The organism is Novosphingobium sp. (assembly GCF_965228995.1).
Taxonomy (GTDB): Bacteria; Pseudomonadota; Alphaproteobacteria; order Sphingomonadales; family Sphingomonadaceae; genus Novosphingobium.
In genome coordinates this window covers 3,763,515-3,789,322 of the sequence record NZ_OZ245852.1, presented here as the reverse complement: position 1 = coordinate 3,789,322, position 25,808 = coordinate 3,763,515, and the positions used below count along the sequence as shown (strand labels likewise).

At 67.8% G+C, this 25,808-nt stretch carries 20 protein-coding genes; 10 read left to right on the top strand and 10 right to left on the bottom strand.

The window, feature by feature from the left end; all coding sequences use genetic code 11:
• Window positions 1-3 precede the first annotated feature (3 nt).
• Both ACO056_RS17275 and ACO056_RS17270 read left to right on the top strand, forming a co-directional pair.
• A complete protein-coding gene (locus tag ACO056_RS17275; protein ID WP_421849086.1) occupies window positions 4-492 on the top strand; it encodes a low molecular weight protein-tyrosine-phosphatase in 489 nt (162 codons plus the stop codon).
• 207 nt (window positions 493-699) lie between these two features.
• Window positions 700-897 (top strand): hypothetical protein, encoded by a 198-nt coding sequence (locus ACO056_RS17270; protein WP_421848118.1) that lies wholly within the window; start codon window positions 700-702, stop codon window positions 895-897.
• A 6-nt stretch (window positions 898-903) separates the two neighbouring features.
• Here the strand turns inward: ACO056_RS17270 and ACO056_RS17265 are convergent, their stop codons facing one another.
• The 3 genes from ACO056_RS17265 to putA form a co-directional block, all read right to left on the bottom strand.
• Window positions 904-1,857 (bottom strand): peptidyl-alpha-hydroxyglycine alpha-amidating lyase family protein, encoded by a 954-nt coding sequence (locus ACO056_RS17265; RefSeq protein ID WP_421849083.1) that lies wholly within the window; start codon window positions 1,855-1,857, stop codon window positions 904-906.
• Between the two features lie 289 nt (window positions 1,858-2,146).
• Window positions 2,147-3,265 carry a bifunctional DNA-binding transcriptional regulator/O6-methylguanine-DNA methyltransferase Ada gene (gene ada, locus ACO056_RS17260; protein ID WP_421849080.1) on the bottom strand — a complete coding sequence of 373 codons (1,119 nt, stop codon included), beginning with the start codon at window positions 3,263-3,265 and terminating at the stop codon, window positions 2,147-2,149.
• An 82-nt stretch (window positions 3,266-3,347) separates the two neighbouring features.
• Entirely contained in the window at window positions 3,348-7,004 is a 3,657-nt protein-coding gene (gene putA / locus ACO056_RS17255; protein WP_421849077.1) for a bifunctional proline dehydrogenase/L-glutamate gamma-semialdehyde dehydrogenase PutA, read from the bottom strand.
• A 240-nt stretch (window positions 7,005-7,244) separates the two neighbouring features.
• Here putA and ACO056_RS17250 point away from each other — a divergent pair, with 240 nt between their 5' ends.
• The gene (locus ACO056_RS17250) at window positions 7,245-7,718 is read left to right on the top strand and encodes an Lrp/AsnC family transcriptional regulator (protein WP_421849073.1); all 474 of its coding nucleotides are present in this window, start codon (window positions 7,245-7,247) and stop codon (window positions 7,716-7,718) included.
• Between the two features lie 125 nt (window positions 7,719-7,843).
• Window positions 7,844-9,160 carry an FAD-dependent oxidoreductase gene (locus ACO056_RS17245; RefSeq protein WP_421849070.1) on the top strand — a complete coding sequence of 439 codons (1,317 nt, stop codon included), beginning with the start codon at window positions 7,844-7,846 and terminating at the stop codon, window positions 9,158-9,160.
• Window positions 9,161-9,405: 245 nt separating this feature from the next.
• On the opposite strand, the gene ACO056_RS17240 is transcribed toward ACO056_RS17245, so the two are convergent.
• Genes ACO056_RS17240 through ACO056_RS17230 form a run of 3 tightly spaced genes read right to left on the bottom strand, consistent with a single transcriptional unit; the run spans window position 9,406 to window position 13,064 of the window.
• Window positions 9,406-10,410 carry a phosphotransferase enzyme family protein gene (locus ACO056_RS17240; protein WP_421849068.1) on the bottom strand — a complete coding sequence of 335 codons (1,005 nt, stop codon included), beginning with the start codon at window positions 10,408-10,410 and terminating at the stop codon, window positions 9,406-9,408.
• On the bottom strand, window positions 10,403-11,698 hold the full coding sequence (locus tag ACO056_RS17235; RefSeq protein WP_421849065.1) for an aspartate aminotransferase family protein: 1,296 nt from the start codon (window positions 11,696-11,698) through the stop codon (window positions 10,403-10,405). The genes ACO056_RS17240 and ACO056_RS17235 overlap by 8 nt, the downstream gene beginning before the upstream one ends.
• Window positions 11,673-13,064, bottom strand: coding sequence for a glutamine synthetase family protein (locus tag ACO056_RS17230; protein WP_421849062.1), 1,392 nt, complete (start codon window positions 13,062-13,064; stop codon window positions 11,673-11,675). The genes ACO056_RS17235 and ACO056_RS17230 overlap by 26 nt, the downstream gene beginning before the upstream one ends.
• Before the next feature lie 104 nt (window positions 13,065-13,168).
• Between ACO056_RS17230 and ACO056_RS17225 the strand changes: the two genes are divergently transcribed.
• The 5 genes from ACO056_RS17225 to ACO056_RS17205 all read left to right on the top strand — a co-directional run bounded on the left by ACO056_RS17225 (window position 13,169) and on the right by ACO056_RS17205 (window position 18,303).
• Window positions 13,169-13,888 (top strand): GntR family transcriptional regulator, encoded by a 720-nt coding sequence (locus tag ACO056_RS17225; protein ID WP_421849059.1) that lies wholly within the window; start codon window positions 13,169-13,171, stop codon window positions 13,886-13,888.
• Complete coding sequence (locus ACO056_RS17220; RefSeq protein ID WP_421849055.1) at window positions 13,885-15,264, top strand: APC family permease; 1,380 nt, start codon at window positions 13,885-13,887, stop codon at window positions 15,262-15,264. Before ACO056_RS17225 ends, ACO056_RS17220 begins: the two co-directional genes overlap by 4 nt.
• A gap of 86 nt (window positions 15,265-15,350) precedes the next feature.
• Window positions 15,351-16,517, top strand: a complete 1,167-nt coding sequence (locus ACO056_RS17215; RefSeq protein ID WP_421849052.1) for a GNAT family N-acetyltransferase — start codon at window positions 15,351-15,353, stop codon at window positions 16,515-16,517.
• Window positions 16,514-17,362: a cupin-like domain-containing protein gene (locus ACO056_RS17210; RefSeq protein ID WP_421849049.1), complete on the top strand. Its 849-nt coding sequence runs from the start codon at window positions 16,514-16,516 to the stop codon at window positions 17,360-17,362. The genes ACO056_RS17215 and ACO056_RS17210 overlap by 4 nt, the downstream gene beginning before the upstream one ends.
• Before the next feature lie 50 nt (window positions 17,363-17,412).
• Complete coding sequence (locus ACO056_RS17205; protein ID WP_421849046.1) at window positions 17,413-18,303, top strand: acyl-CoA thioesterase; 891 nt, start codon at window positions 17,413-17,415, stop codon at window positions 18,301-18,303.
• A gap of 9 nt (window positions 18,304-18,312) precedes the next feature.
• Here ACO056_RS17205 and ACO056_RS17200 read toward each other — a convergent pair whose 3' ends face one another.
• From ACO056_RS17200 to uvrC, 3 genes are all read right to left on the bottom strand, one after another.
• Window positions 18,313-19,035: a hypothetical protein gene (locus ACO056_RS17200; protein ID WP_421849043.1), complete on the bottom strand. Its 723-nt coding sequence runs from the start codon at window positions 19,033-19,035 to the stop codon at window positions 18,313-18,315.
• On the bottom strand, window positions 19,032-20,405 hold the full coding sequence (locus ACO056_RS17195; protein WP_421849040.1) for a hypothetical protein: 1,374 nt from the start codon (window positions 20,403-20,405) through the stop codon (window positions 19,032-19,034). The genes ACO056_RS17200 and ACO056_RS17195 overlap by 4 nt, the downstream gene beginning before the upstream one ends.
• Before the next feature lie 132 nt (window positions 20,406-20,537).
• Window positions 20,538-22,517, bottom strand: coding sequence for an excinuclease ABC subunit UvrC (gene uvrC / locus ACO056_RS17190; protein ID WP_421849038.1), 1,980 nt, complete (start codon window positions 22,515-22,517; stop codon window positions 20,538-20,540).
• A gap of 145 nt (window positions 22,518-22,662) precedes the next feature.
• Between uvrC and ACO056_RS17185 the strand changes: the two genes are divergently transcribed.
• Window positions 22,663-23,073 (top strand): PilZ domain-containing protein, encoded by a 411-nt coding sequence (locus ACO056_RS17185; protein ID WP_421849035.1) that lies wholly within the window; start codon window positions 22,663-22,665, stop codon window positions 23,071-23,073.
• Between the two features lie 9 nt (window positions 23,074-23,082).
• Here ACO056_RS17185 and ACO056_RS17180 read toward each other — a convergent pair whose 3' ends face one another.
• Window positions 23,083-25,647, bottom strand: coding sequence for a TonB-dependent receptor (locus tag ACO056_RS17180; protein ID WP_421849032.1), 2,565 nt, complete (start codon window positions 25,645-25,647; stop codon window positions 23,083-23,085).
• Window positions 25,648-25,808: the final 161 nt, after the last annotated feature.

The window sequence follows — 25,808 nt, the reverse complement described above, 5'->3', positions numbered from 1 at the left end:
CCCATGGGGCCGCATGTGAGCCAGCCGTCCGTCCTGTTCGTGTGCCTTGGGAATATTTGTCGCTCTCCGCTAGCGGAGGCTGCGCTGCGCGTGGAGGCGGTGGCGGCGGGGCTTGCCGTGACCATCGATTCCGCGGGAACCGGAGGCTGGCACGCGGGCGAGCCGCCAGACCCGCGCGCGATTGCCGAGGCGGCGCGCCACGGGATCGACATTTCGGGCTACCGCGCGAGGCAGGTCCGCTCTCAGGATTTCCAGCGCTTTGGCCATATCTACGCGCTCGACCAACAGAACCTGCGCGATCTCAAGCGGATCGAGCCAAAAGGCCTGCTCGGCCGTTCGACCGCGCGGATCAGCCTGCTGATGGACATTGTGCCGGGGCGCGAGGGGACGGCGGTGGTCGATCCCTATGGCGGGAACGCCGAGGATTTCGCCCAGACCTGGGAAGACGTGCGCGAGGCGGCGCGGCATATCGTGGTGCGGCTGGGGGGGTAGGCGGGATGGGCAAAGCCGAATGACGGTTTGCGCCGGTGGGTTCAACCGATCGATGCAACGCTCGGCACCCGCCATAGCGGCCGTAGTCAGGCGCACCACCTAGCAGCAAAGCAGCCATTAGAGCACTTTCCGACCAACCTGGTTCACCGTGACGGAGCCGATTTTGGCCCAGCGCGAGGATCGAGGAGGGAGCTATGCTTGCCCATAGTGACCGACGAGAGACGCTGCGATGGGCCAAAAGCGGCCCGCCCCTTCGGGGTTGCGACAGGAAGCCCCTCGGCCAAATGTCTCTATGGCAGCGTCGCGCCGCTGGCACGGGCTACCAGCCCGCACTGCGCGGCGCTCCTTGCCGATGGGCTTCCTGACGCAATCACGGTGAACCAGATTGGTCGGAAAGTGCTCTAAAGGCCATCACCGCCTGACGGGCGTGAATTTCTGCACACGTTGGCCGGTAATATCGACGACAAATACTTCATTCCGAGCGTCTACCGCAACGGCATGCGCCATTCGGAACTGCCCGTCGTAGTTGCCGTAACGGCCCAAACGCTGCAGCACTCGCCCGTTGGTCGTGATTACAGCGAGACCAGATCGGTCCAGACCGGTGTCCGGCTGCTCGCCGCCGTCCGCTACGACCATCCTGCCACCGGGCAATAGCGCGAGCCCATAGGGCCGCCCGATCTCGCGCGATCGGATCTGTCGAACAAACCGCCCGTCGCCGGTGAAAATCTGCACCCGATCATTCTCCCGATCGGCGACGTAAACGAGACCTGTCTTATCGACAGCAATCGAATGAGGGGTGTTGAATTCGCCCGGGCCGGAGCCAGGGCGTCCCCATTGGAAAAGGAATTTGCCACTGGGAGAGAATTTGACGACGCGGGTGTTAATGTATCCATCGGCGACATAAAACGAGCCGTCTGGCAGCACGGCAACTTGGGTCGGTCGGTTGAAGTGATGATCATCTGCGCCGGCAACGCCCCGCTCGCCGAGGACCATCAGCAGGCGGCCGTCGGGGCTAAATTTGAATATCTGTTGCAGTGCGACGTCGGTGAGCCACACATTATCATGATCGTCGACAAAAATTCCGTGCGGCATCGAGAAAAGGTTGGCACCCCACTCGCGGAGAAAGCGGCCCGTTTTGCTATCGAAGATAGCCACGGTGGGAAGCGCGATGTTGGTCAGGGGAAGCGGCTCCGACCAGACGCGATCGGCCCGGTGGAAGACGAGCACTTCCTGTTTGGAGTTTACCGCAACACCGGCAGCCGATCCCAAAATCCGGCCCGCCGGTAGATCGGGCCAGCCATGTGCAACTTGATATTGGACACGCGATGACGGTCGAGCCGCGAAGCTGGCAGGGGCCAAGGTCATCGATAGAGCGAGCACCGCCAACCGCAATCGAACCACCGTTACCCCCCCTGTCTGAACGCACCTCCGCCCTCACCGCGCTGACATAAATTCCCTTGCGGGGCAATGTCGCTGCTCAGCTACCATCCGCTAAATGCAGCCAGTCCGCTCCCCACCCAATCTCGGTCGTTTCGCCAGCAGTAGTGCTCGCGTCCTTCGTCACTCCGGCGAAGGCGGGAAGCCATGGCGGCGACAGCCACGGCCGCGGTGTTGGTCTCTGGATCCCCGTCTTCGCGGGGATGATGAGCAGGTTTCAGGCACTCGCCCGCTCGCGTCGTTCGGCATCGAGCAATGCGCGCTTGCGAGCGAGGCCCCAGCGGTAACCGCCGAGGCTGCCATCGGCGCGCAAGGCGCGGTGGCAGGGGATGAGCAGCGCGATGCGGTTGGCGCCGCAGGCGCTGGCGGCGGCGCGCACCGCGCGGGGCTTGCCGGTGGCGGCAGCGACTTCGGAATAGCTCACGACATCGCCGGGCTTCACCGACATCAGGAAGCGCCAGACGCTGATCTGGAAGGCCGTGCCGCGCAGATCGAGCGGGAGATCGGGGCGCGGGGCGGCCTGATCGAGATGCGCGGCAAGCGCGGCCATCCAGGCATCGAGCGGGGCATTTGCCTCCGGGCCAGCGGGGGTGAGCGCTGCCTTGGGAAATTCGGCGGCGAGCTGGCCTAGCAGGGCTTCGGCGCCGGTTCCGAACTGGACGAAGCAGACACCGCGCGGCGTGGCGGCCATCAGCAGGGGTCCAAGCGCGGTTTTGCGCACCGCATAGGTGATCGCTTCACCCGCGCCGCCGTGGCGATAGGCGCTGGGGGTCATGCCGAGGCCGCCGTCCACGGCTTCGTAGAGGCGACTGGTCGAGCCGAAGCCCGCGTCGAGACCGGCCTCCAGCACCCCATCACCTTCGCGCAGGGCCAGCTTGAAGCGGGCGAGGCGGCGGGCGGCCTGATACTCGCGCGGGGAGACGCCGAGCGCGGCCTTGAATGCGCGCTGGAAGTGCGCGGGGCTCATGCCCGCCTGATCGGCGAGGTGAGTGAGCGGGAGGCTCTGATCGGCGTGGGCGGCGATATAGGCGGCCATGGCTTGCATCAGCGAACTGGCCGGTTCCTGCGCGGCGGCGGGGTGGCAACGGCGGCAGGGGCGGAAACCAGCGGCTTCCGCTTCCGCCGGGGCGGCGAAAAAGCGGACGTTCGCGCGCTTGGCCTGCCGCGAACGGCAGGAGGGGCGGCAGTAGATGCCGGTGGTCTTCACCGCATAGACGAACTGGCCGTCCGCGCTCCTGTCGCGCGCGGTGACCTGCTGCCAGCGGGCTTCGTCGAGGGCTTCAGGGTTTGCCACGGGCTGGGGGTAGCGTGCGGGGGCGGGGATTGCCAAGGGCATCGGGGTTCTCCTGCTGGGACAGGAGCGGTGATACGCAGCGGAGCGCGGCGGCGCGCTCCGCTGCTTGCGGTGCAATTGGCGGTCAGGCCAGCGCCATCAGGCTGGCGTTGCCGCCCGCCGCCGTGGTGTTGATCGAGAGGGTGACTTCCTCGAGCAGGAGATCGAGCGGGTATCTGGCTGTCGTGCCCGGCAGCGGGGTGTGCGCGGTGACGATTGCGCCTTCGCGCAGCGCGAGCCGGCGCGTGGCTTCAGCGATCAGCGCGGGTTCGCCCGCGAGGAGCGCGGCGGCGAGATCGGGGATGCGCTCCAATGGATCGCGCGCCCATTCGACGCGCGCGGCGAGCGCGGCGGGGAAGTCTGCCGGGCGGGCGGCGACGGGGCCGCCGGGGGCGACGACCGCGCTGTTGCCGGTGGCAAGCACGGCGGCGATCTGGTGCCAGAGCGCCTCGACGCTGCCCGCGATGCAGGCGATGCGTCCGCGCGCGGCGAGGCGCCAGGTGTTGCGTTCGCCGACGGGGCCGGGGAGTTCGGCCTCGTGGCCGAGGCGCGAGGCGGCGGCGGCGCTGCGTGCGGCCACGGCTATGGCGGTGAGGCCCTGGCCTTCCGCCCACTGGACGAAGGGTGCGATGGCAGGGTCTGGCTGGCGGTGGCTGGCAGGTAGCGCGGGCACCGCACCGGGCGCGAAGCGGGCAAGGTAGAGCGGGCCACCGGCCTTGGGCCCGGTGCCGGAAAGGCCGCAGCCGCCGAACGGCTGCACGCCGACGACCGCGCCGATCATGTTGCGGTTCACGTAGAGATTGCCGGCGTGGACGGCGCGCGTGACGCGCGCGACGGTCTGGTCGATGCGAGTGTGGAGGCCGAAGGTGAGGCCGAAGCCCGAGGCGTTGATGGCTGCGATCAGGGCATCAAGCTCGTCCGCGCGGAAGCGGACGACGTGGAGGACGGGGCCGAAGACTTCGGCCTTGAGATCGCGCGGATCGGTGAGTTCGATCAGGGTGGGGGCGATGAAAGTGCCGTTTGCGGTCTCTGGCCCCAGCGGCATTTCTGTGACCGGGAAACCGGCTGCGCGCATGGCGGCCACGTGCGCGGCGATGCCTTGCCGAGCGCGCTGCGAAATGACCGGGCCGACATCGGTGGCAAGCTGCGCGGGATTGCCCACGGCGAGTTCGGCCATTGCGGCCTTGAGCATGGTGAGGGTGCGCTCGGCAATGTCTTCCTGCAGGCAGAGCAGGCGCAGCGCGGAGCAGCGCTGGCCCGCGCTATCAAACGCGGAGGCGAGGACGTCTGCCACGACTTGTTCGGCCAGCGCGGAGCTATCGACGACCATGGCGTTGAGGCCGCCGGTTTCGGCGACGAGCGGGACGGGGGCGCCGTGGACGGTGAGGCGGCCTGCGAGCGAGCGCTGAATGGCGCGGGCGGTCATGGTGGAGCCGGTGAAGACGACGCCCTGCACTTCGGGCGCGGCGACAAGGGCCGCGCCGATCTCGCCGCCGCCGGGGAGGAAATGGAGGACCTCGGCAGGGACGCCTGCGGCGTGGAGCATGCGCACGGCCTCAGCGGCGACGAGCGGGGTTTCGGGCGCGGGCTTGGCGAGCACCGGGTTGCCGGCGGCGAGCGCGGCGGCGATCTGGCCGGCGAAGATCGCGAGCGGGAAGTTCCACGGGCTGATGCAGACGACAGGGCCGAGCGGCTGCGCTGCGGCGGAGAGGTGGCGGGCCTGCGCGGCATAGTAGCGCAGGAAATCGACCGCCTCGCGCACTTCGGCGAGGGCATTGGCGGCGCTCTTGCCTGCTTCGCGGATGAGCAGGGCGATAAGCGCCGCGCGCGCGGCTTCCATCGCGGCGGCAGCGCGTTCGAGCATGGCGGCGCGGGCTTCGGGCGGTGTGGCAGCCCATGCCGGGGCGGCGACCGCAGCGCGGGCGGCGGCGCGCGCTGCGTCTGCGGGGAAGGCCGGGTGGACATGGCCGACGACGTCGCGGTGATCGGCGGGGTTCAGCACGCTCTGCGCGGGGCGAGCGGCATCGCCGGCGCGGAAGGGGCGCGCGGCGCTGGCGGCGAGGGCTTCGCCCAGAGCGGCGAGGGTGGGTTCGTCGGCGAGATCGAGGCCCCTGGCGTTGGCGCGATCCGCGAAGAGGGCTTCGGGGAGCGCGATCGCGGGGTGGGTGGCGCCGGGCAGAGGCTCGGCGGCAATGGCGTGTGCCGGATCTTCGATCAGGGCTTCGACGGGGACGTCGGGATCGGCGATGCGGTTGACGAACGAGGAGTTCGCGCCGTTCTCCAGCAAGCGGCGGACGAGATAGGCGAGCAGCGTCTCATGCGTGCCGACGGGGGCGTAGACGCGGCAGGGGCGGCCAAGCTTTTCGGGGCCGACGACTTCCTCGTAGAGCGGTTCGCCCATGCCGTGGAGGCACTGGAATTCGTAATCGCCGGGGGTGAAGTCTGGTCCGGCGAGGTGGAGCACGCTGGCCAGCGTCTGCGCATTGTGCGTGGCGAACTGCGGGAACACGGCATCGCGCGCGGCGAGGAGCTTCTGTGCGCAGGCGACATAGGCGAGATCGGTGTGGACCTTGCGGGTGTAGACCGGGAAATCGGCGAGGCCGGCTTCCTGTGCGCGCTTGATTTCGGCGTCCCAGTAGGCACCCTTGACGAGGCGCACCATGATCCGGCGCTGGCTGGCGCGGGCGAGCGCGACGATCCAGTCGATCACCATCGGGCAGCGCTTCTGATAGGCCTGGATGACGAAGCCGAGACCGTTCCACCCGGCAAGGCTGGGCGCGTGGGCGAGGGCTTCGAGGATATCGAGCGAAAGTTCGAGGCGGTCGGTCTCCTCGGCGTCGATGTTGAAGCCGATGTCGTAGGACTTCGCGAGCTCGGCGAGGGCGAGGACACGGGGGAGTAGCTCGGCCATGACGCGGTGGGCCTGCGCGCGGGTGTAGCGCGGGTGGAGCGCGGAGAGCTTGATCGAGATACCGGGACCCGCGATGATCCCGCGCCCGGCGCTGGCGGTGCCGATGGCGTGGATGGCGGCGGTATAGGCCTCCATATAACGCGCGGCATCGGCAGCGGTGGCGGCGGCTTCGCCGAGCATGTCGTAGCTGAAAGTGAAGCCCTGTGCCACGCGGCGGCGGGCGCGGGTGAGCGCTTCCTCGATCGTTTCGCCCATGACGAACTGTTCGCCCATCATGCGCATAGCGACATCGACGCCGCGGCGGATGACGGGTTCGCCAAGGCGGTGGACCATGCGGGTGAGCGCGTGGCCGAGCCCGGCGGCATCGACGCTGGCAGTAAGCTTGCCGGTGATCACGAGGCCCCAGGTGGCGGCGTTGACGAAGAGCGGCTTGTCCCCGCCGAGATGCGCGGCCCAGTTGCCGGTGGCGAGCTTGTCGCGGATCAGCGCGTCGCGGGTGGCGTCGTCGGGGATGCGCAGCAGCGCTTCGGCGAGGCACATCAGCGCGACGCCTTCGTGGCTCGAGAGCGCAAATTCCTGCACCAGCGCTTGCACGCCGCCGGGCCGGGCCTTGGCGCGCAGGCGCTCGATCAGGCCGCGGGCAGTGCTGGCGATGGCGGCGCGGGCAGATTCGGGGAGCGTGGCGGCGGCCAGCAGCGGGCGCACCGCTTCGGGCTCCGGAATGCGCGTGGCCTGCGTGATGGCGCGGCGGAGCAGGGTTTCGGGGGCGATGCGGGGGGCGAAGGCGGGGAGGCTGAAGGCTGGGAGGCTGAAGGCTGGGAGGCTGGGCATGGGACGTCTCGATCTGAAGCCACGTTGCTCCCAAACCCGTCTGCCCTGAGCTTGTCGAAGGGTCGTCCTTGCTTTCCGGCGCGATGGCTGGGGCAAGGGGTAGGACGGTCCTTCGACAAGCTCAGGATGGACGGGGTTTGGGTCTCGGTTGGACTTTATCACGGACGCTGCAGGCTTTATGCCTCATCTGTATTGCCTGATTGGCTATTTGGCCTTAGTTTTCGTGATATGGCAGGCGATATGGATACAGATGGTGCCAATGGCGGGCCGCTAGACCGGTTTGACCGCGCCATCCTGGGCATTCTCGCGGTGGATGGGCGGCTGCCGATAACCGAACTGGCGCAGCGCATCGGGCTTTCGAAATCGCCGACGCAGGCGCGGCTCAAGCGGCTGATCGCGGACGGCTATATCCGGGGCTTTCGGGCGATCCTTGATCCGCGGAAGCTGGGGATGGACCATGTCGCGTTCACCGAAGTGAAGCTTTCCGATACGCGCGAGGCGGCGTTGGAGGCGTTTCGGCAGGCGGTGCTGCGCATTCCCGAGATCGAGGAATGCCACATGATCGCATCGAGCTTCGACTATCTGCTGAAAGTGCGCACGGCGGATATCCGCCGCTACCGCGAAGTGCTGGGCGAGAAGATCTCGAGCTTGCCGCACGTGGCGAGCACTTCGACCTTTGTGGCGATGGAGACGGTGCGCGAATCCCAAGATTGAGGGGAAAACATGATCACAAAATGGGCAGGTTTGGCTTGATTGGGCTGTGTAGCGCCCCCGTGGCTTGGATAATGTGATCACATTGTGCGTTGACAGTGGGCCGCCCTGTCCGGTATTTCTGCCGAATGACCGACCCTGTCCTTGATCATTTCTCGCCCGCCTCGCCCTATGCCGGCATGCCGACGTACTACGCCGCGAGCGCCAATCCGACGCCGCGGCGGCCCGAACTGCTGGGCGAGGAACGCGCGGATATCTGCGTGGTGGGTGCGGGGTTTACCGGCATGGGCGCGGCGCTGGAGCTGGCGGAGCGCGGCTACAAGGTGATCGTCGTCGAGGGCGAGCGCGTGGGCTGGGGCGCTTCGGGGCGCAATGGCGGGCAGCTCGTCAATGGTTATAGCCGGCGCATGCAGGAAGTGCGGCAGCACTACGGCGCGGAGGCGGAGAAGGCGTTTGGCGCGATGGCGCTGGAAGGCCAGAGCATCATCCGCGAGCGCGTGGCGAAGTACGGCATCGCGTGCGACCTGCGCGCGGGCAATGCGATCATGGCGATGAGCAAGCCCCAGCTGAAGGTGCTGGCGGAGCGGACCGAGGAATGGCACCGCCACGGCCATACGCAGATGTTCCTCGCCGAAGGCGCGGCGGCGCGCGAGCATAGCAATTCGGATCGCTATATCGGCGGCATGTTCGATCCTATCGGCGGGCACATGCATTCGCTGAATTATGTGCTGGGCGAGGCGGCGGCCTTCGAGAGCCTCGGCGGGCGCATTTTCGAGCATTCGCGGGTGACGCATGTCGATCGCGGGGCGGAGCCGGTGGTGCACACCGCCAAGGGCCTTGTGCGCGCGAACAAGGTGCTGGTCTGCGGCAACGCCTATCTCGGCGATGCGGCGCCCGATCTTTCGGGGCGCGTGCTGCCGGTTTCGAGCCAGGTGATCGCGACCGAGGTGCTGGGGGACGAGCTGCTCGAAACGCTCTTTCCGACCAACTACTGCATCGAGGATATCCGCTATATCCCGGACTATTACCGGCGCACGGCGGATGGCCGGCTGCTCTATGGCGGCGGCACGATCTATGGCGGGTTCGATCCCGCCTCGATCGAGGGCAAGATCCTGCCGCAGATGTTCCAGACCTTCCCGCAGCTGAAGGGCACCAAGGTCGAGTTCCAGTGGAGCGGCAATTTCGCGCTGACGATGACACGCTATCCGCAGATGGGGCGCGTTTCGGACAGCGTCTATTTCTCGCAAGGCGATAGCGGGCACGGGGTGACCACGACGCAGATGCTGGGGCGCCGTCTGGCCGAGGCGATCGACGGTCAGATGACCAAATTCGACGTCTTTGCCTCGCTGCCGTACATTCCGTTCGTGGGCGGCAAGCTGTTTCGCGTGCCCTACTGCGTGGTGGGCGCGTGGTACTATGGGATGAGGGATCGCCTTGGAATCTAGGGACGAATCCTGAATCTCAAGTTAGCTTGAGGTGTGATTCAGGTTCCTGATTCCTTTCAATGAGTTGATTCATCCGGCGTGTCGGGGCGGAGGGTGCTTTGCTGCGCTCTGGATTCCCGCCTGCGCGGGAATGACGAAGATGGGGTGAGGACTTTTCGTTGATCCGTTTTCTGTCGCCCCGGGCTATACACGGGGTTGGGCTGTTCATCTGACGCGGCGCCCGGAAAGAAAAGCCAAGGCCCGGATCAAGTCCGGGCCGACGCAGTTGGCGGGGGCTGAGCCTGGCTTTCGAGGGCAGTGCGGACCTTGTCGATCAGGCTGGGCTTCCATTCGGATTCTGCGCCGACCAGTTCGGGGCGGTCTGCGCTCCAGCCGATCAGCATGAGCGTGCGCATGAGGAGGAACAGGTCGAGCTGCGCGAGTATGTTGCCGGGTAGCGCGCGGCGGCTGGTGTAGCCGGTCAGGAAGCGTGTCCGCAGCTGGGCGAAGTCCGGCTCGCTGCTGGCGCTCCACAGGCTGACGGCCATGTCGAAAGCGGGCCAGCCCCAGGCGCAGTCGTCGAAATCGATGAGGCCCAGATGGCCCTTGCTGACAAGGACGTTGGCGGGGTGGGCGTCGGCGTGGATGAGGATCAGCGGGTCGGTGAAGCTCGCGAGACGGGCGGCGGCATGGTCGCGCGCTTCGGTGAGGAGCTGGCGTTCATCGGCGGTGAGGCAGGGCAGGTCCCAGAAGCAGCCCCAGAAGGGGTTTTCGCCGACGAGGCCATCAAAATCGAGGCGGTGGCGGGTGAAGACGGGCGGCGGGGACCAGCTGGCCGTGGCCTTGTGGAGATCGGCGAGGAGCGTGCCGGTGCGTTCGAACCAATCCCAGGTACCTGGGCCGCGATCCTTGCCGATCAGGCTTTCGAGCGTCTGGCCGGGGTGCCAGAGAGTCAGGCCGGCAAGGCGGCTGCCTTCGGGATCGGGTGTGGGGACTTCGGTGTACCATGCGCCGCCCGTGGTGCGGCGGCCGGTTGGGACGATCAGGCCATGGGCGGAGAGGTGCGCGGTCAATTCGCGTTCGGACTCGAGCGCTGGAAGCGCGTGGTAGCCGGGGCGGTGGAGGCGCAGGGCCCATGTGGTGCCATCCGGCGCGTCGGCGCGGAAGACGACGTTTTCGCTTTTGCCGACGGGGTGGGGTTCGGTGCCGGAAAGGCCGAAGGCGGCGAGCGCGGCGCGGGCGGCGGGGAGGTACGCCTCGATCTCAGGCATGCGTCGTGACGCGGTCGAAGGCATCGAGGAAGGCGAGCGCATCTGCGCGGGGGAGGACGAGTGGGGGGCGGATCTTGACGCAGTTGTTGAACGCGCCATCGACCGAAGTGAGGAAGCCTTCGCGGCGGAGCGCGCAGACGAGAGCGAAGGCACGGGCGGCGTCGGGCTCGCCCTCCGGGTCGACAAATTCGGCGGCGAGGAACAGGCCCTTGCCGCGCACGTCGATAAGGCCGGGGGCGTGGCCGAGGCGCTGTTTCAGCGCGGCCTTGAGCTCGGCGCCGAGCGTGCGGGCGTGGTCGACGAGACCCTCTTCCTCGATCACATCCAGCACGGCGAGGCCGACCGCGCCCTGCAGGGGGCTGGCGGCGAAGGTGTTGAAGTAGCGGGTTTCGGTGCGGAATGGCTCGACCACTTCGCGGCTGGCGGTGGTGGCGGCGAGGGGGAGGCCGGCGCCCATCGGCTTGCCGGTGACGATGATGTCTGGCGTGAGGCCGACATGGTCATAGCCCCACCATGTGCCGCTGCGGCCATAGCCGGCTTGCACTTCATCGGCGATGATCAGGCCGCCTTCGGCGCGCACCAGTGCGACGGCCTTGGCCATGAAAGTGGCGGGGATATCGGGCAGCCCCTCGTTGGCGAGGATGGGGCAGAGGATGAGCGCGGCGAGGCCTTGGCCGCTCGATTTCAGGTCTTCGATGGCGGCCTTGAGGCGCGCGACATAGGCGTCTGCGAGGACTTCTGGCGCGAGGCCGGGAGCGAGGGGGCGCAGGGTTTCGGGGAAGGGGATCGCGCGGATTTCGGGGTGGCGCGTGTCTCCGGCGGGGAGGTTCGTCAGCGCGCCGACCACGGTGTTGTTGCCGTGGTAGGTGTGGTTCGTGCAGACGACACCGCGGGCGCCGGTGGAGATGCGGGCCATGCGCAGCGCGATTTCGATGGCTTCGGTGCCGGAGCAGGAGAACACCGCGCTTTGCGTCACGCGCTGGAGCGCGGTGAGGCGTTCGGCCAGAGCAATTGCGGGCTCGCTCAGGTAGCGGCTGTGGGTGTTGAGCGTGGCCTGCTGGCGGGCCATCGCCTCCACGATCCGGGGGTGCGCGTGGCCGACGGACGCGACGTTGTTGTACATGTCGACATAGCGGCGGCCATCGGCACCGACGAGGCTCGCGCCCTCGCCCCGCACGAGATGGAGCGGTTCATCGTAGAACAGCTTGGCACCGCGCCCGAAGGCACGGTCGCGGCGTTCGATAAGCGGATCAGGCCCAGAGTCAGGCGTTGCGGAGGTACCAGTCATAGTCGAGCGCGGTGACCTCGCTGAAGAAGCGGTCCTGTTCGGTGCGCTTCACCGCGCAGTACATTTCGACGAAGGTATCGCCGAGATAATCGCGCATCAGCGCCGAGGCGTGGAGCGCATCGATCGCGGCGTACCAGTTGCCGGGGACCTGATAGGGGCTGTCTGCTGCGGCCTTGTAGCCATCGCCGACGACCGCCGGGCCGGGATCGATCTGGTTCACCATGCCGTGATGGACGCCCGCGAGCATGGCTGCGAGCGCGAGGTAGGGGTTGGCATCGGCCCCGGCGAAGCGGTGCTCGACATGGCGCGAAGCGGGCGGGCCAGCGGGGACGCGCAGGGAAACCGAGCGGTTGTTGACGCCCCAGATCGGCGCGGTGGGCGCGTAGGAATTGGCGCGGAAGCGGCGGTAGGAATTGGCGCCCGGAGCAAAGATACCGAAGGCCTGCGACTGGGTTTCGCGCAGGCCGCCGATGGCGTGGCGCATCTGCTCGGTGCCTTCGGGGTCTGTGCTGGCGAAGACGTTCTTGCCCGCAGCGTCCGCCATGCTGAAGTGCAGGTGCATCGAGCTGCCGGCGGAATGGCTGAAGGGCTTGGCCATGAAAGTGGCGGCCATGCCTTGTGTTTGCGCGACGCCCTTGGCGAGGCGCTTGTACATCTGCGCTTCGTCTCCGGCGCGCAGCGCGTCGGGGCGGTGGTGGAGCGTGAGTTCGACCTGGCCTTGCGCATATTCGGAAATCACCGCTTCGAGCGGGATGCCCTGCACATCGGCCTGCCGCCAGAGCTCCTTGAAGAAGGGGGCGAAGTCCTGAATGTCGGTGAGGCTGAACACGTCGATAAGGTGGGGCTGCGCGGCGGTGTGCGGCGAGCGGGCGAGGTGGACTTCGCCGCGCGGGCCGCGGACGGGATCGACGAGGTAATATTCGATCTCGCAGGCGACGACGGGGGTGAGGCCGAGCAGCTTGAACCGATCGACCACGCGGGCGAGGACGTGGCGCGGATCGAGTTCGCAGGGGGTGCCATCGGCGTAGTACATCGATGTGATCACTTGCGCGACATCATCGCCCAGCCACGGTGCCTTCACCAGCGTGCCGGGGACGGGGCGCAGCATGTAGTCCGGATCGCCGTTGCCCCAGACGAGGCCGGTGTCTTCGCAGTCCTGCCCGGTCACGTCTGCCACCAGCATCGAGCTGGGGAACAGGCGGCCGTTTTCGTAGATCGGCAGAAGCTCGCTCTTGCGGACGCGCTTGCCGCGCGGGACGCCGGAGATCGCGGTGAAGATCACTTCGATGAAGGCGATCTCGGGATTGGCGGCGAGGAAATCGCGCGCCTCTGCCGGGTCGGCGATCATGGATTGCGGGGCGGTCATGGGTCGGAACGGTCCTCGGGAGCTTTCGTACCGGGTGGTATGGAGCGGGGCGGGGGGTGTCAATCGGGCTTGGCGCGCCCGCGAAAATGTGATCACATGGTGGGATGACGGCAACAGATCTCGTTGCGGAAACGCAAGGCGGTGCGGACGACCTGCGCACGCTGCACCAGCAGGTGCTGGCGCGGCTGCGGCAGAGCATCCTGCTCGGGCGGATCGAGCCGGGGCAGGCGCTTACGATCCGGGGGCTGGCAGCCGATCTGGGCGTGAGCGCGATGCCGGTGCGCGAGGCGCTGCGCCAGCTGGTGGCAGAACGTGCGCTCGAACTGATGGACAACCGGCGGGTGCGCATTCCGCCGATGACGATCGAGCGCTTCGACGATCTGATCGCGGCGCGCGTGGTGCTGGAAGCCGAAGCGGCGGCGCGGGCCATGCCTTATGTGACCGATGCGCTGATCGCGCGGCTGGAAGCCGAGGATGCGGTGATAAACGAGGCCGAGGCTGCGCGCGACTACGATAGCTGGATCGGCGCCAATTTCGCGTTCCATGCCATGCTGTATGGGGCGGCGGGGCAATCGGCCTTCCTCCCGCTGATCGAATCGCTGTGGCTGCAGATCGGCCCCTTCCTGCGCCGCGCGATGCGCACGCTTGCGGGCCATTACACGGTGGACCGGCATAGCGAGGCACTGGCGGCGCTGCGGCGGCGCGATACCATGGCGCTGAGGATCGCGATCGAGGCGGATATCCGTGACGGCATTGCACATATCGGCAGCACGCTGATCCGCAGCGACATGCTGGGCAAAGTACCTGAGGGCAACATGGCATGAGCGAACAGGGCGGCGAGCAGGGCCTGGCGAAAGGGGCGCTCTCGGCGCTGGAATCGACGATCATGGGGATCGCGGGGACATCGCCCGCTTTCACCGTCGCGGTGACGACCGGCACGATCTACGCCGCAATCGGGCCGCTTTCGGTGGGGAGCCTGCTCTACAGCGGCCTTGTCATGCTGGGCATCATGTTCGCCTTTGCCAATCTCAACCGGGTGATGCCCGATGCGGGCGCGGCCTTTGCGTGGGTCGGTGCGGTGTTCGGGCCGGTGTGGGGCTTCTTTGCCGGGTGGGGGCTGATGGTCGCCTCGGTGGTGTTCATGGTTTCCGCCACGCTACCCGCCGCGACCGCGACCTTGCTGCTGCTGGCGCCCGGCGAGGTGGAGAATACCCCGCTGGTGACCGCCATCGCGGCGGTGTGGCTCACGCTGGTGACGTGGATCGTGCTGCGCGGCATCAAGCATGCCAGCACCGCGCAGGTGATCGTGACGGTGATCGAGGCGGTGATCGTCGTGGCGCTGCTGGGTGCGGCGGTGGTGTGGTTTGGCGGGCATCCCGCGCATGTGCCTGCGGCCGCGTGGATCGCGCCGGGTTCGTTCACGTTCAAGTCGTTTGCCGATGGGGCGATCGTCTCGGTGTTCTTCTACTGGGGCTGGGACGTGACGATGAACCTGGGTGAGGAAACCGAGCCCGAGGACGCCTCGAAAGGCGCGTTCTGGGCGATGATCAACCTCATCGTGTTCTTCGTGATCCTGATGACGGTGGTGCTCATCGCGCTTTCCGACAAGGAAATCGCTGCGGCCAACACCAACGTGCTCTATGCGATTTCGGCCAAGATATTCCCGGCGCCGTGGAGCTATCTGGTGGTGCTGGCGACGGTGCTGAGCACGGTGGGCGCGCTCGAGACGCAGATCCTGCAGTTCAGCCGCAGCATGTATTCGATGGCGCGGGCGGGCGTGCTGCATCCGCGCTATGCAGCCGTGCACCGCGAATGGCAGACACCCTGGGCGGCGACGCTGGTGATCTGGGGCTTTGGGCTGATCCTGCTGTTTTCCGCGTCCTACATGCCTTCGGTGGCGATGATCCTGCAAAGCTCGATCGAGGCGATCGGGCTGCAGATCTGCTTCTACATGGGGCTGACGGGCTATGCCTCGGCATGGCATTTCCGGGGTTTGCTGAGAACGGACCTGCGCGCGGCGTTCACACATGTGATGATGCCGCTGCTGGGCGCGCTGTTCATGACCGGCGTGGCGGCGTGGACGATCCCGACGTTCAGCCCGGTGGTGCTGACGGTGGGAATCGGCGGGCTGGCGCTCGGCGTGATTCCGCTTTCGCTGGGCGCATGGCAGAAGGCGCGGCGCACCGCCGCGAGCGCGTAAGCGCCCGCAATCCGGAGCAGAAATAGGCTCCGCGTTAACCGCATGTTCGGTCTGGCCTGATAGCCCTGCAGGCTGGAGACCGGATTTTGAACGACGTATCCTTTACCATCAGCCCGGGGGAGGCAGGCCCTCCCGGAGCCAGCGAGGCTGATGTCAGCTTCGCCGTGCTGCCGTGGCGCGCGTGGGATACGGAGGCTGCGCGCGCGGCGTGGGGTGCGCTGGCCGCGCGGGCGGGGACGCCCAATCCGTTTTTCGAGCCATGGTATCTGCTGCCCGGCCTCGCGCGGTTCGATCCGCAGGAGCGGATCCGCATCGCGGCAATGATGCGTGGCAATGCGCCCGAAGCGCTGGTGCCGGTGCAGCGCGCGCGGCGCTATGGGCGGCACCCGCTGCCGCATCTGGCGGTCTGGCTCCATGCCAATGCGTTCCTGGGCGCGCCGATCGTGGCGGAAGGAGCGGAAGAGCGGTTCTGGGAAGCGCTGCTTGATTGGGCGGATCGCAATGCCGGCGCTGCGGCCTTTTTCCATGTCGCTGCACTGCCGCTGGAATCCGCTCTGGCCGAGGCGCTTTTGGCGGTCGGCGCGCGGCAGCGTCGGCAGGTCGTGCTGGTCCACCGCGAGGAGCGCGCGATGCTATCCTCGCCGCTCGGGCCGGCCGCGTATCTGGAGCATGCGCTGCCGGGCAAGAAGCGCAAGGAACTGCGCCGCCAGCAGGCGCGGCTTGCCGAGCAGGGCAATCTGGCTGTGGTGCGGCGGAACGATGCGGACGGGATTGGCCCGTGGATCGAGCATTTCCTCGCGCTGGAAGCGGGGGGCTGGAAAGGCAGCGCGGGCAGCGCGCTGGCCTGTGCGGGCGAGACGGCGGGGCTGTTTCGCGAGAGCATGGCCGCTGCGGCGGAGCGCGGCTGCCTCGAGCGGCTGAGCCTCGAGCTCGATGGCCAGCCGATTGCCATGCTGGCAAGCCTGATCGCGCCGCCGGGGGCGTTTTCCTACAAGACCGCGTTCGACGAGCGCTATGCGCGGTTTTCGCCGGGCGTGCTGCTGCAACTGGAGAACCTTGCGCTGCTGGAGCGCCCGGGGATCCGCTGGGCGGACAGCTGCGCGGCGCCGGACCACCCGATGATCGATTCGCTGTGGCGCGAACGCCGCGCCATCGGGCGCTTTTCCATCGCGATCGGCGGCACCTTTCGCCGCGCCTTGTTCGCCCGCATCGCCAAATTCGAATTGTCGCGCAATCCGCAGGGGCTGCCATGAATTTCAAAGCGTTCAGGCCGGAAGCGCGCGCCGCCTTCGCGGCCGCCTATCCCGAAGTGCCGCACCGCCTGACTCACGACTTGCGCGGGCATCCGCTGCTGACGCTGGAGGCGCTCGCGGAGCTGGCTGAAGCGCTGCCCGAGCAATCGCGCGAGTATAACCGCGCCGATCTGCCGGTGGGCCTCAACGGCATCGTTCCGCCGAGCAATGGCCTCGGGATCGGCGAGACGATCCGCCGCATCGCGGACACGGGCAGCTGGGCGGCGCTCAAGAACATCGAGCAGGTGCCGGCCTACCGCGAGCTGCTGCTGGGCCTGCTGGAGGAACTGCGCCCCGCCATCGAGGCGCGCACGGGGGCAATGCTGCGGCCGCAAGGCTTCGTGTTCATCACCAGCCCGAACGGGGTGACGCCCTATCACTTCGATCCCGAGCACAACATCCTGCTGCACCTCGCGGGGGTGAAGACGATGACGCTGTTTCCGCAAGGAAATGCGGATTACGCCCCCGACGAGACGCACGAAACTTATCACACCGGCGGCGGACGCGAGCTGTTCTGGCGCGACGACATGGCGCGCGGCGGCACCGAATGGAAGCTGCGGCCGGGCGAGGCGCTCTACGTGCCAGTGATGGCGCCGCACCATGTGCGCAACGGGCCGGCCAGCGCGATCTCGCTTTCGATCACCTGGCGTTCGGAATGGAGCTTTGCCGAGGCCGATGCGCGCGCGTTCAACGCGGTGCTGCGGCGCATGGGGCTTTCCCCGCGCGCGCCCGGGCGCTGGCCGCAGGACAACCGGGTGAAGGCCGCCGGTTGGCGGGTGCTGCGTCGGCTTCCGGGGCTGGGCTGAGGGAAGCTTTCCGTTGACGCAAACGTCAGGCTGGGCGATGCGCTTGGGCCATGACTGATAACTCCGATCCCGCTGATCTTGTCGCCGGCCTGCTGCGCCTGCTCGATGTTGCCGATGGCGGCTCTGGCGACCACTTCATCGGTGCACGCAAGCCCGGCGGGGCGGGGCGCGTGTTTGGCGGGCAGGTCATCGGGCAGGCGCTGGCCAGCGCCGAGCGCACCGTGCCGGATGACCGCCCGGTCCATTCGCTCCACGCCTACTTCCTGCGCGGCGGGAACGACGATTACGCCATCGACTTCGAGGTGATGCGCGATCTCGATGGCGGGAGCTTTGCCAACCGGCGCGTGGTGGCGAGCCAGCAGGGGAAGCCGATCCTGACCATGGTCGCCTCGTTTCACAAGCGTGAGCCGGGGATGGAGCACGCCGACGAAATGCCGCAAGTGCCAGAGCCCGAAAGCCTGCGCCGCGAGGCGGACTTGCGCGCCGAATATGCCCACAAGGTGCCGGAGCGGCTGCGCCATGTCATGCTCACCCCGCGCCCGATCGAGCTGCGCCCGGTGGAAGCGCAGCACTGGATGGGCGGCCCCCCGCGCGAGCCGCTTTCGCACACGTGGATGCGCGCGGTGGCACCGCTGCCTGACGACCCCAAGATCCACCGCGCCGTGCTCGCTTATGCCAGCGACATGACCCTGCTCAGCACCGCGACGCTGCCGCACGCGATCAGCTGGACCAAGGGCAACATGATGGGCGCGAGCCTCGATCACGCGATCTGGTTTCACGACGATTTCCGCGCCGACGAATGGCTGCTCTATGTCTGCGACAGCCCATGGGCGGGCCGCGCGCGCGGGTTCAACCGGGGGCGCATCTTCACGCGGGAGGGCAAGCTCGTCGCCAATGTGGCGCAGGAAGGGCTGATCCGGCCGCTGACCAAAAAGCCCTAAGCCTGAGGTCTACTTGCCGGAAGGGCATTTCACGATCGCTTCGAGCAGGGTGGCCTGCACGAGCGAGGACGACACCATTGTCAGCAGCCGGTTGGGGTTTGTCCTGTCCGATACCGCGATCACGATGGCGTCGAACGCCTTGCAGCGCTGCAGCGTGGTGATCCCGGCGCCGTACTGGTTGCCGATCATCGTCAGGTAGCGATCATAGGGATCGGTGCGGCGCGAGACCTTGGCGGCGGGCGGCTTGGCCGGGGCGGGTGCTGCGCTCGCCGTGCGGGCGGGCACCTTGCGTGCGCCAGTTGCGGCGATGGCCAGAGGAGCAGCGGCATTGCCGGCTGTTTTTGCGCCTGCCTTTCCCGCGATCGCCTTGCCGGACGCCGAAGGGGTGGGCTGGGGTGCCGGGTTCGCACCGCCGGTGAGCGGGGCAATCGTGGGCAGGGGCCTTGTCTTCAGGCTGCGCAGGAACGTCGCGACCCGGTCGTTCGCGTCGGTAAACATCATGCGGCGGGCGCTGTTCATATCATCGAGGTGTTCGAGGATCGGCACGCCGACAAGGCGGCAGCGCACGGCTACGCCCATCATCATGGTCTGAAACTCGACAATTCGTGCGGCCTGCACGGTTGCCGCATCGGGGCAGATCGGCGGCACCGGCGCCGCCGACTCTGCGGCGACGGGAGCCAGTGCGAGGGCGAGCGCACTTGCCATCCCGGCACTGCGTGAGAGACGGATCACGGCTGCTTCGGCGCCTCGCAGGGGATGATCGGCACGGCCATGAGCGTGTTGAAGGCGCTCACCAGTGCCGATTGCGCGGCGAAGGCGGCGGCGGCGACGGGGCCATAAGCGCGGGCTTCGGAGGCGACCGCGTTCATCGGGTTGATATCGCCGCTGAGCTGGTTGGTATCGTAGAGATCCTGGAGCTGATGCATGTAGGCGATGGCGGCATCGTTGTTGCGCTTGGAGGCTTCGACCGCGGTGACATAGGTCCCATCGTGGAAGGCATTGCGCGCTTCGGCAGAGCAGAAGCTGGCCGGGAACGCGACCGGCGGGATGGCGGCAAGCTGCGGGCGCGGCGGCAGAGCAAAGCCGGGCGGAAGCGGGCCGACGGCAATCGGGCGGGACTCTGCGGCAGGCACGGCGCGGGCTGACAGTGCGGCGGCATCGGGCACGGCCACGGGCGGCCCGGACACTTCGACAAGGCGCGGCGGCGCAGCAGCGGGGGCGGCTGCCGGGGTGGCCATCGGCGCGGCAGGCGCGGTGAGCGGCGCGGTATCTGTTGCTGCTCCATCGGCCGTATCGACGATCGGCGATGGAGCAGCCGCGCCGAGGCGCTGGCTATCTCCCAGCGCGCCGAGCAGACGGCGCAGGGCATCGCTTTCGCTGGATTCGGGCGCGGGTTCGGTCGGCGGGGCGGCGGTGACGAAGGGCGCGGTTTCGGATTCGTCGTGGGCTGCCGGGGTTGGAACGGGGGAGGGCCTGGGCGAGGCTGGCGGCGGTGCCACAAGGCGTTCGCGGCTCGCGCGGGGCTGGGTTCTGGTTGCGGCGGAGGCAAGCTGCGCGCGAGCAGGGGCGGCCGCTGGCGGCGGCGCAGTGATGGCGGCTTGCGGTGCGGACGCTGTCACGACCGGCGGCGTGGCAGCGGGGGCTGTCCGGACCTCCTGCACGGCCGGCGCCGGAGCCGCGAGAGGCTGCTGCGCTGGCAGGCTGGCCGGTGCGGCGGGAGCGGGAGCCGGGGCAGCAATCGAGGCAGCAATCGGGGCAGCAATCGGAGCTGGGGCGGGCGCCGCCATCTGGCGCAGCCGCGCAAGCTTGACCCGCGCGACGGTCGAAAAGGTGCCGTTCGGATATTGCGCGAGGTAAGCTTCGTAGAGCGCCGGATCGTTACCGCTTTCGACCGACTGCCAGAATGTGAGTTCGAACTGCGAGCCGACTCCGGTGGTGGCCGTGCCCTGAGCCCACACCGGCACGGACAGCGGCAGAGCCAGCGCAGCAAGCGTTGCGGCCCATCGCAACGGCCGTTGCGGTACGCGCGCGCCTGCCTTGTAGACTTCCTTGAACGCCACCGTGCCCCCCGGATCGCCGACCGCTTGTCTGCGGTAGGTCATGATCCCTATCACAGGATAGTAAAGATTCTTAGCCGATATGGGCCGATCCGGGCCGAAACGCCCTCCCTGTTGGACAGGTGCTGCTTCGCGAAAAGCCGGGACGAGCGGCAAGCAGTGCGTGCAGGGGTTCTGTCAGGCGCCGGGGTGGTAGAAATCGTAGACCGCCTGCGCGACGGCGGCGCTGACACCGGGCGCGCGCTGCAGGTCTTCGAGGCTGGCGGCGCGGACCTTGCTGGCGGTGCCGAAATGCAGCAGCAGCGCGCGCTTGCGGGCGGGGCCGATGCCGGGGACTTCGTCGAGCGGACTCGCGGTGATTGCGCGGCTGCGCTTGGCGCGGTGCGCGCCGATGGCGAAGCGGTGGACTTCATCGCGCAGGCGCTGGAGGTGGAACAGCACGGGCGAATTGACCGGGAGCATCTTTTCGCGCCCGTCCATGAAGTGGAACACCTCGCGCCCCTCGCGCCCGTGGTGCGGGCCCTTGGCGATGCCGATCAAGGTGACGTCCTCGATGCCCATCGCTTCCAGCGTTTCGCGTGCGGCGGACAATTGACCCTTGCCGCCGTCGATCAGCACGAGATCGGGCCAGATGCCGGCCTCGCGATCGGGATCGTCATCCTGCGCTTTGGCAAAGCGGCGCTGGAACACTTCGCGCATCATGCCGAAATCGTCATTGGTCTGCGCGGTCTTGATGTTCCACTTGCGGTACTGGCCGGTCATGAAGCCATCGGGCCCCGCAACGATCATGGCGCCGAGCGCGTGGGCGCCTTGCACGTGGGAGTTGTCGTAGACTTCGACACGGTTCGGCGATTCGCCGAGTTCGAGGAATTCGGCCATCTCGCGCCAGGTGCGCGCCTTGGTGCCGCTTTCGGCCAGGCGGCGTTCGAGCGCTTCGACGGCGTTGCGCTGGGCCTGCTCCATCAGGCGGCGGCGGTCACCGCGCTGGGGGACCGAGATTTCGACTTTGCCGCCAGCGGCGGGGTAGAGCGCTTCGGCGAGGAGATCCGCTTCGGGTAGGTCCCGATCAAGCAGGATGAGGCGCGGCGGGGGGACTTCCTCGTAGAACTGGGCGAGGAAGCTGGTCATGACTTCGGCTTCCTCCAGCCCTTCGGTATGGCCGGGAAAAAAGGCGCGGTGGCCCCAGTTCTGCCCGCCGCGGATGAAGAAGGCCTGGATGCCGATCTGCCCGCCCTTGCTCGCCATCGCGAAGACATCGGCGTTGCCGACGCCTTCGGCGTTCACCGCCTGGCTGCCCTGAATGAAGGTTGCGGCGCGCAGCCGATCACGCAGCATGGCGGCGCGTTCATAGTCGAGCGCTTCGGCGGCCGCGCTCATCTGCGTCTCGATTTCCTTCTGCACCGCGCCCGATTTGCCGCCGAGGAAGTCCTTCGCCTGCCGGACAAGTTCGGCATAGCCTTCCTCGCTGATGCGATCGACGCAAGGGGCCGAGCAGCGCTTGATCTGGTAGAGCAGGCAGGGCCGATCACGGCGCGACATGTAACCGTCGTTGCAGCTGCGCAGGAGAAACAGCTTCTGCAGCGCGTTGATCGTGGTGTTGACCGAGCCGGCGCTGGCGAAGGGGCCGTAGTAGTTGCCCTTGGCGCGGCGCGCACCGCGGTGTTTCTGGATGCGCGGGAAGGCGTGATCGGCGCGCAGGAGGATGAACGGGAACGATTTATCGTCGCGCAGCAGCACGTTGTAGGGCGGGCGATAGCGCTTGATCAGCTGCGCTTCGAGGAGGAGCGCCTCGGCTTCCGAATTGGTCGTCACGATGGTCATCGAGCGCGTCTGGCTGACCATGCGCTTGAGGCGCTGGGGCAGGCGATCCACTTGTATGTAGTTCGCAACGCGGTTCCTGAGCGCGCGCGCCTTGCCGACATAGAGCACATCGCCGCGCGCATCGTGCATGCGGTAGACGCCAGGCTTGGGCTTCAGCGTGGCGACGACTTCGCGGATCGCGGCGACGCCGCGTTCGATATCCGGCTGGTCCGAACCGCGCACGGTATAGGTCGCCTTGTCCTCGTTGAAGCGTTCCGAGGCCTGCGGCAGCAGGGGTTCCGGCACTTGCGGCCCGGAATGCTGGTCGGAAACGGGAGGGGGACTGCGGCGCGCCATGGCTGGGACCGAGATAGTGGCCCGCGCACGGTTTGGGGAGAGGCGGCGGGCAGATATCCCCGCGCGCAGACCCGCCTATAAGGGAAATCCGCTAGGGCCTCGGCGATGGCCGCTTAAGAGGTGCGGGCGCAAAGGCACGCGCATCATGAACGCCCAATCTCGCAAGCCGACCATCCCGACGCCCCAGATCACCGGGCGCCGCTCCAAGCCGCGGGTGCGGCTCCATATTCCGGCGCATGTCATCCTGCTGCAGGGGCTCGTGAGCTGCCAGCTTGACGACCTTTCGCAGGCCGGGGCGCGGGTGACGATCGCGGGGAAGCTGCCCGGGTTCGGCGCGGGCGTGGTGCTGCAGACCAATCGGCTGGACGTGTTCGGCACCGTCGTCTGGTCGCAGGGCGCGTGCTTCGGCATCGCGTTCGAGGAACCGCTGCCGCTGCACGAGGTGGTCAACGAGCGGCACTTTGCCGATGCCAATGCCGGTCATGAGGCCGCGCCGTACCGCCGCAGCGGCCGGCCCGGCTTGCGCGAGCGGCCGAGGCTGCGGGGGTATAGCTGAACCCGCCGATCAGAACTGCTTGCGCAATTCGATACTGAACACACGGCCCTCCGGATTGAGGTAGCCGCGCTGGTAGCGCAGCGGTGTCGCGCCGGTCTGATCGGTGACCTTCTGGACGGTATCGAACAGGTTGTTGATGCCGAGGGCTACGCGCGTGCCCTTGAAGAACGGCGCACGGCTGACAAGCTTGGGCATGCGGCCGAGATCGATGAAGCCGCGCAAGTTGAACGTCGCCAGATCGCCGAAATCAAGCCTGCTGGCGCCCGGGATGCCCCCACTACTCGCTTGGGCGCCATCGACATGCGTGCCGCTGGCATAGGTGCCCGAGATGCGCAGGCCGAAGCCGCGGTAGAAGCCGCCGCCTTCGAGCGTGGCGCTGCTGCGGGAAATGCCTGCGCCGGCAAGCGCATCGCCACCTAGCAGATCGAGCACGCGCCCGCCGGGAACGATCCGCGCTGTCTCGGCAAGTTCCTGGGTATAGGCGATGCTGAGGTTCCAGTGGCCGCGCCCGTCGCCGCCGAAGCCGCCGCGCCCCCCGCCGCCACCGGGGCCGCCGCCGCCGGGGCGAGGTCCGCCGGGGCCGCCGCCCGGCCGGCGCATCCCGGCAAAGGCACCGCGCCGCGCATTGGGATCCGGTTTGCCGAACGGACCGCCGAAGTTGAGGCTGGCGCGCATGCGCGAGCCGGTGGTTTCGGCAAAAGTCACCGCGCGCTCGTCCACGCTGACGATCCGCCCGCTGGGATCGCGCGTGACGCGGCCGGGGAAGGCCGCTTCGACATCGGACGTGAGCAGCGGGAAGGCGTTGGTGGTATCGAGCGAGCGGTTGCGGAAGTATTCGACGAGGAGCGCGGATTCCTTGCCGATTGGCAGATCCCAGTTGGCCGAAAGCTTGATATCGCGCTGGCGCTCTTTCTTGAGCGCGGGATTGCCGCCGGTGAGGACGGTGGCGAGGACGCTTTCTCCCCGGGTGAAATCGTAGAGCGCCACGCCGGTGGTGACGGTGACCGGCGCGCCGAGATCGGAGAGGCCGGGCGCTTTCTCGCTGGCGATGTAGTTGGCGGCGAACGTCAGCTTGGGCGTGACGCCCCAGGTGATCCCGGCGCCCCACGCGGTGAGGCCGCCGAAATCGGAGACATTGTGCGCCTCCGCGTTCACGTTGAGCGAGATATCGCCGAGCTTGCCGCCGAAACTTTCGCGGCGGCTGGTGATGGGCAGGTCAAGGCTGAAGCCGGCTTGCGCATCGCCGCGCCGGAGGCTGGCGGGCGTGCCAAGCTGGCGCGAATCCGAGGAGTGCAGCCCTGAATAGGCAAAGCCCGCCTTGAGCGTCAGGGCGGTCTGCCCGCCGGGCAGGCGCAGCGGCGATCCGGTGAAGGTGGCGAGCGTGGTTGCGGTGTCGCTCTTGCTGCGGGCAATGCCCTGCGGCGTGGGCAGGATCGCATCGGCAGGGAGCGCGCCGGTGGGGGACAGCGTTCCCTGATCGACGAGGGTCTGCAAGCCGGACAGATCGGCGCGCGCGTCAATCGTGGTGGTCGTGGCGACATGCGTGCCGTCCGCCGTCCACGCGAGCTGCCATGGCCCGAGCGGGAGGTTGAGCGTCGCACCGGCGGAGACGGTATCAGACACGGTGCGGCTGGCGAGCGGGGCGGGCAGCAGCGTGGTGCGCTGCGTGAGGCTGCCATCGGGCGCGGCGAGGACCACCGTGTTGAGCCCATTGAGGCTGCGGTTGTCATTGCGCTGTACGAGGCCGTTGAGCGTGACCGAAGCACCGGCGCCGAGCGATTTTGCCCAGGTGCCGTTGAGCGCGGCGCTGCGCGCATCGGCGAGAAGGGTGCGGAAATCGCCCGGCCGGGGATCGGACGCAACCGTCGCTGCGCCGGCCGCGGCGGGCTGGACAATGCCGCGCTCGGCCTCGGTCAGGGGGGAGCGACGTTCGAGCGTGCCGGTGAGGTTGAGGCGGCTCGCCTTTTCGATGCGGGTGAGGGTGGCTTCCTCATTGAGATCGCTGAAGCCGCCCGCGCCGGGGAGCTTCACTTCGGTTTCGCTGCCGAAGCTGCGGAACTTGTCCTTGAGGATGAAGTTGACGACGCGCTGATCGGGCCGGAAGCCGTATTTGAGCGCGACTTCCTCGGGCAGCACTTCGACGCGGCGGATCGCCTCGGGCGGGATCGAGCGGATCTCGCGGAAGCTGGCGATGCGCAGGCCGTTCAGGAGGATCGAAGGCGTGCCATCGCCGCGCCCGCGCCCCGTGCCTGTCTGCGGCGCAAGCGCGGCAAGCAGCGACTGGAGCGAGCTTGCGCCATAGGCGGCGATATCGTCTTCGCTGAGCGTGACGATGGGCGGCGCAGTGGTCTCCACCTCGCCCCGGATGCGGGTGGCGACGACGACGATATCGCCCTCGGGGTCAGCTTCCGGATTGGGCATGTCGGCAGCCGAATCCTGCGACGTTTGCTCGGTGGGCGGCGCGGCGGGCGTGGCAGAGGGCGCACCACCCGGTATCCCGGCGGGGGCGGCTGCGGCCGGAAGCGGTGTCAGCGCGAGCAGCACCATGGCCGCAGCGCGTTCTGGCAGTACCATCGCTCAGTATCCTATTGACGGACCGGGCATTCCTGCGCGGTGCGAGGTTGCTGCCCCCCTTCGCCGCTCCTAGGTCGGCGTACCTCTGCCCGACAATGACCCTTTCGTATCATTTTGTCGCAGCGCAGCAATCGGCTTCCCGCTTTCCTTTTGTGCCGCAA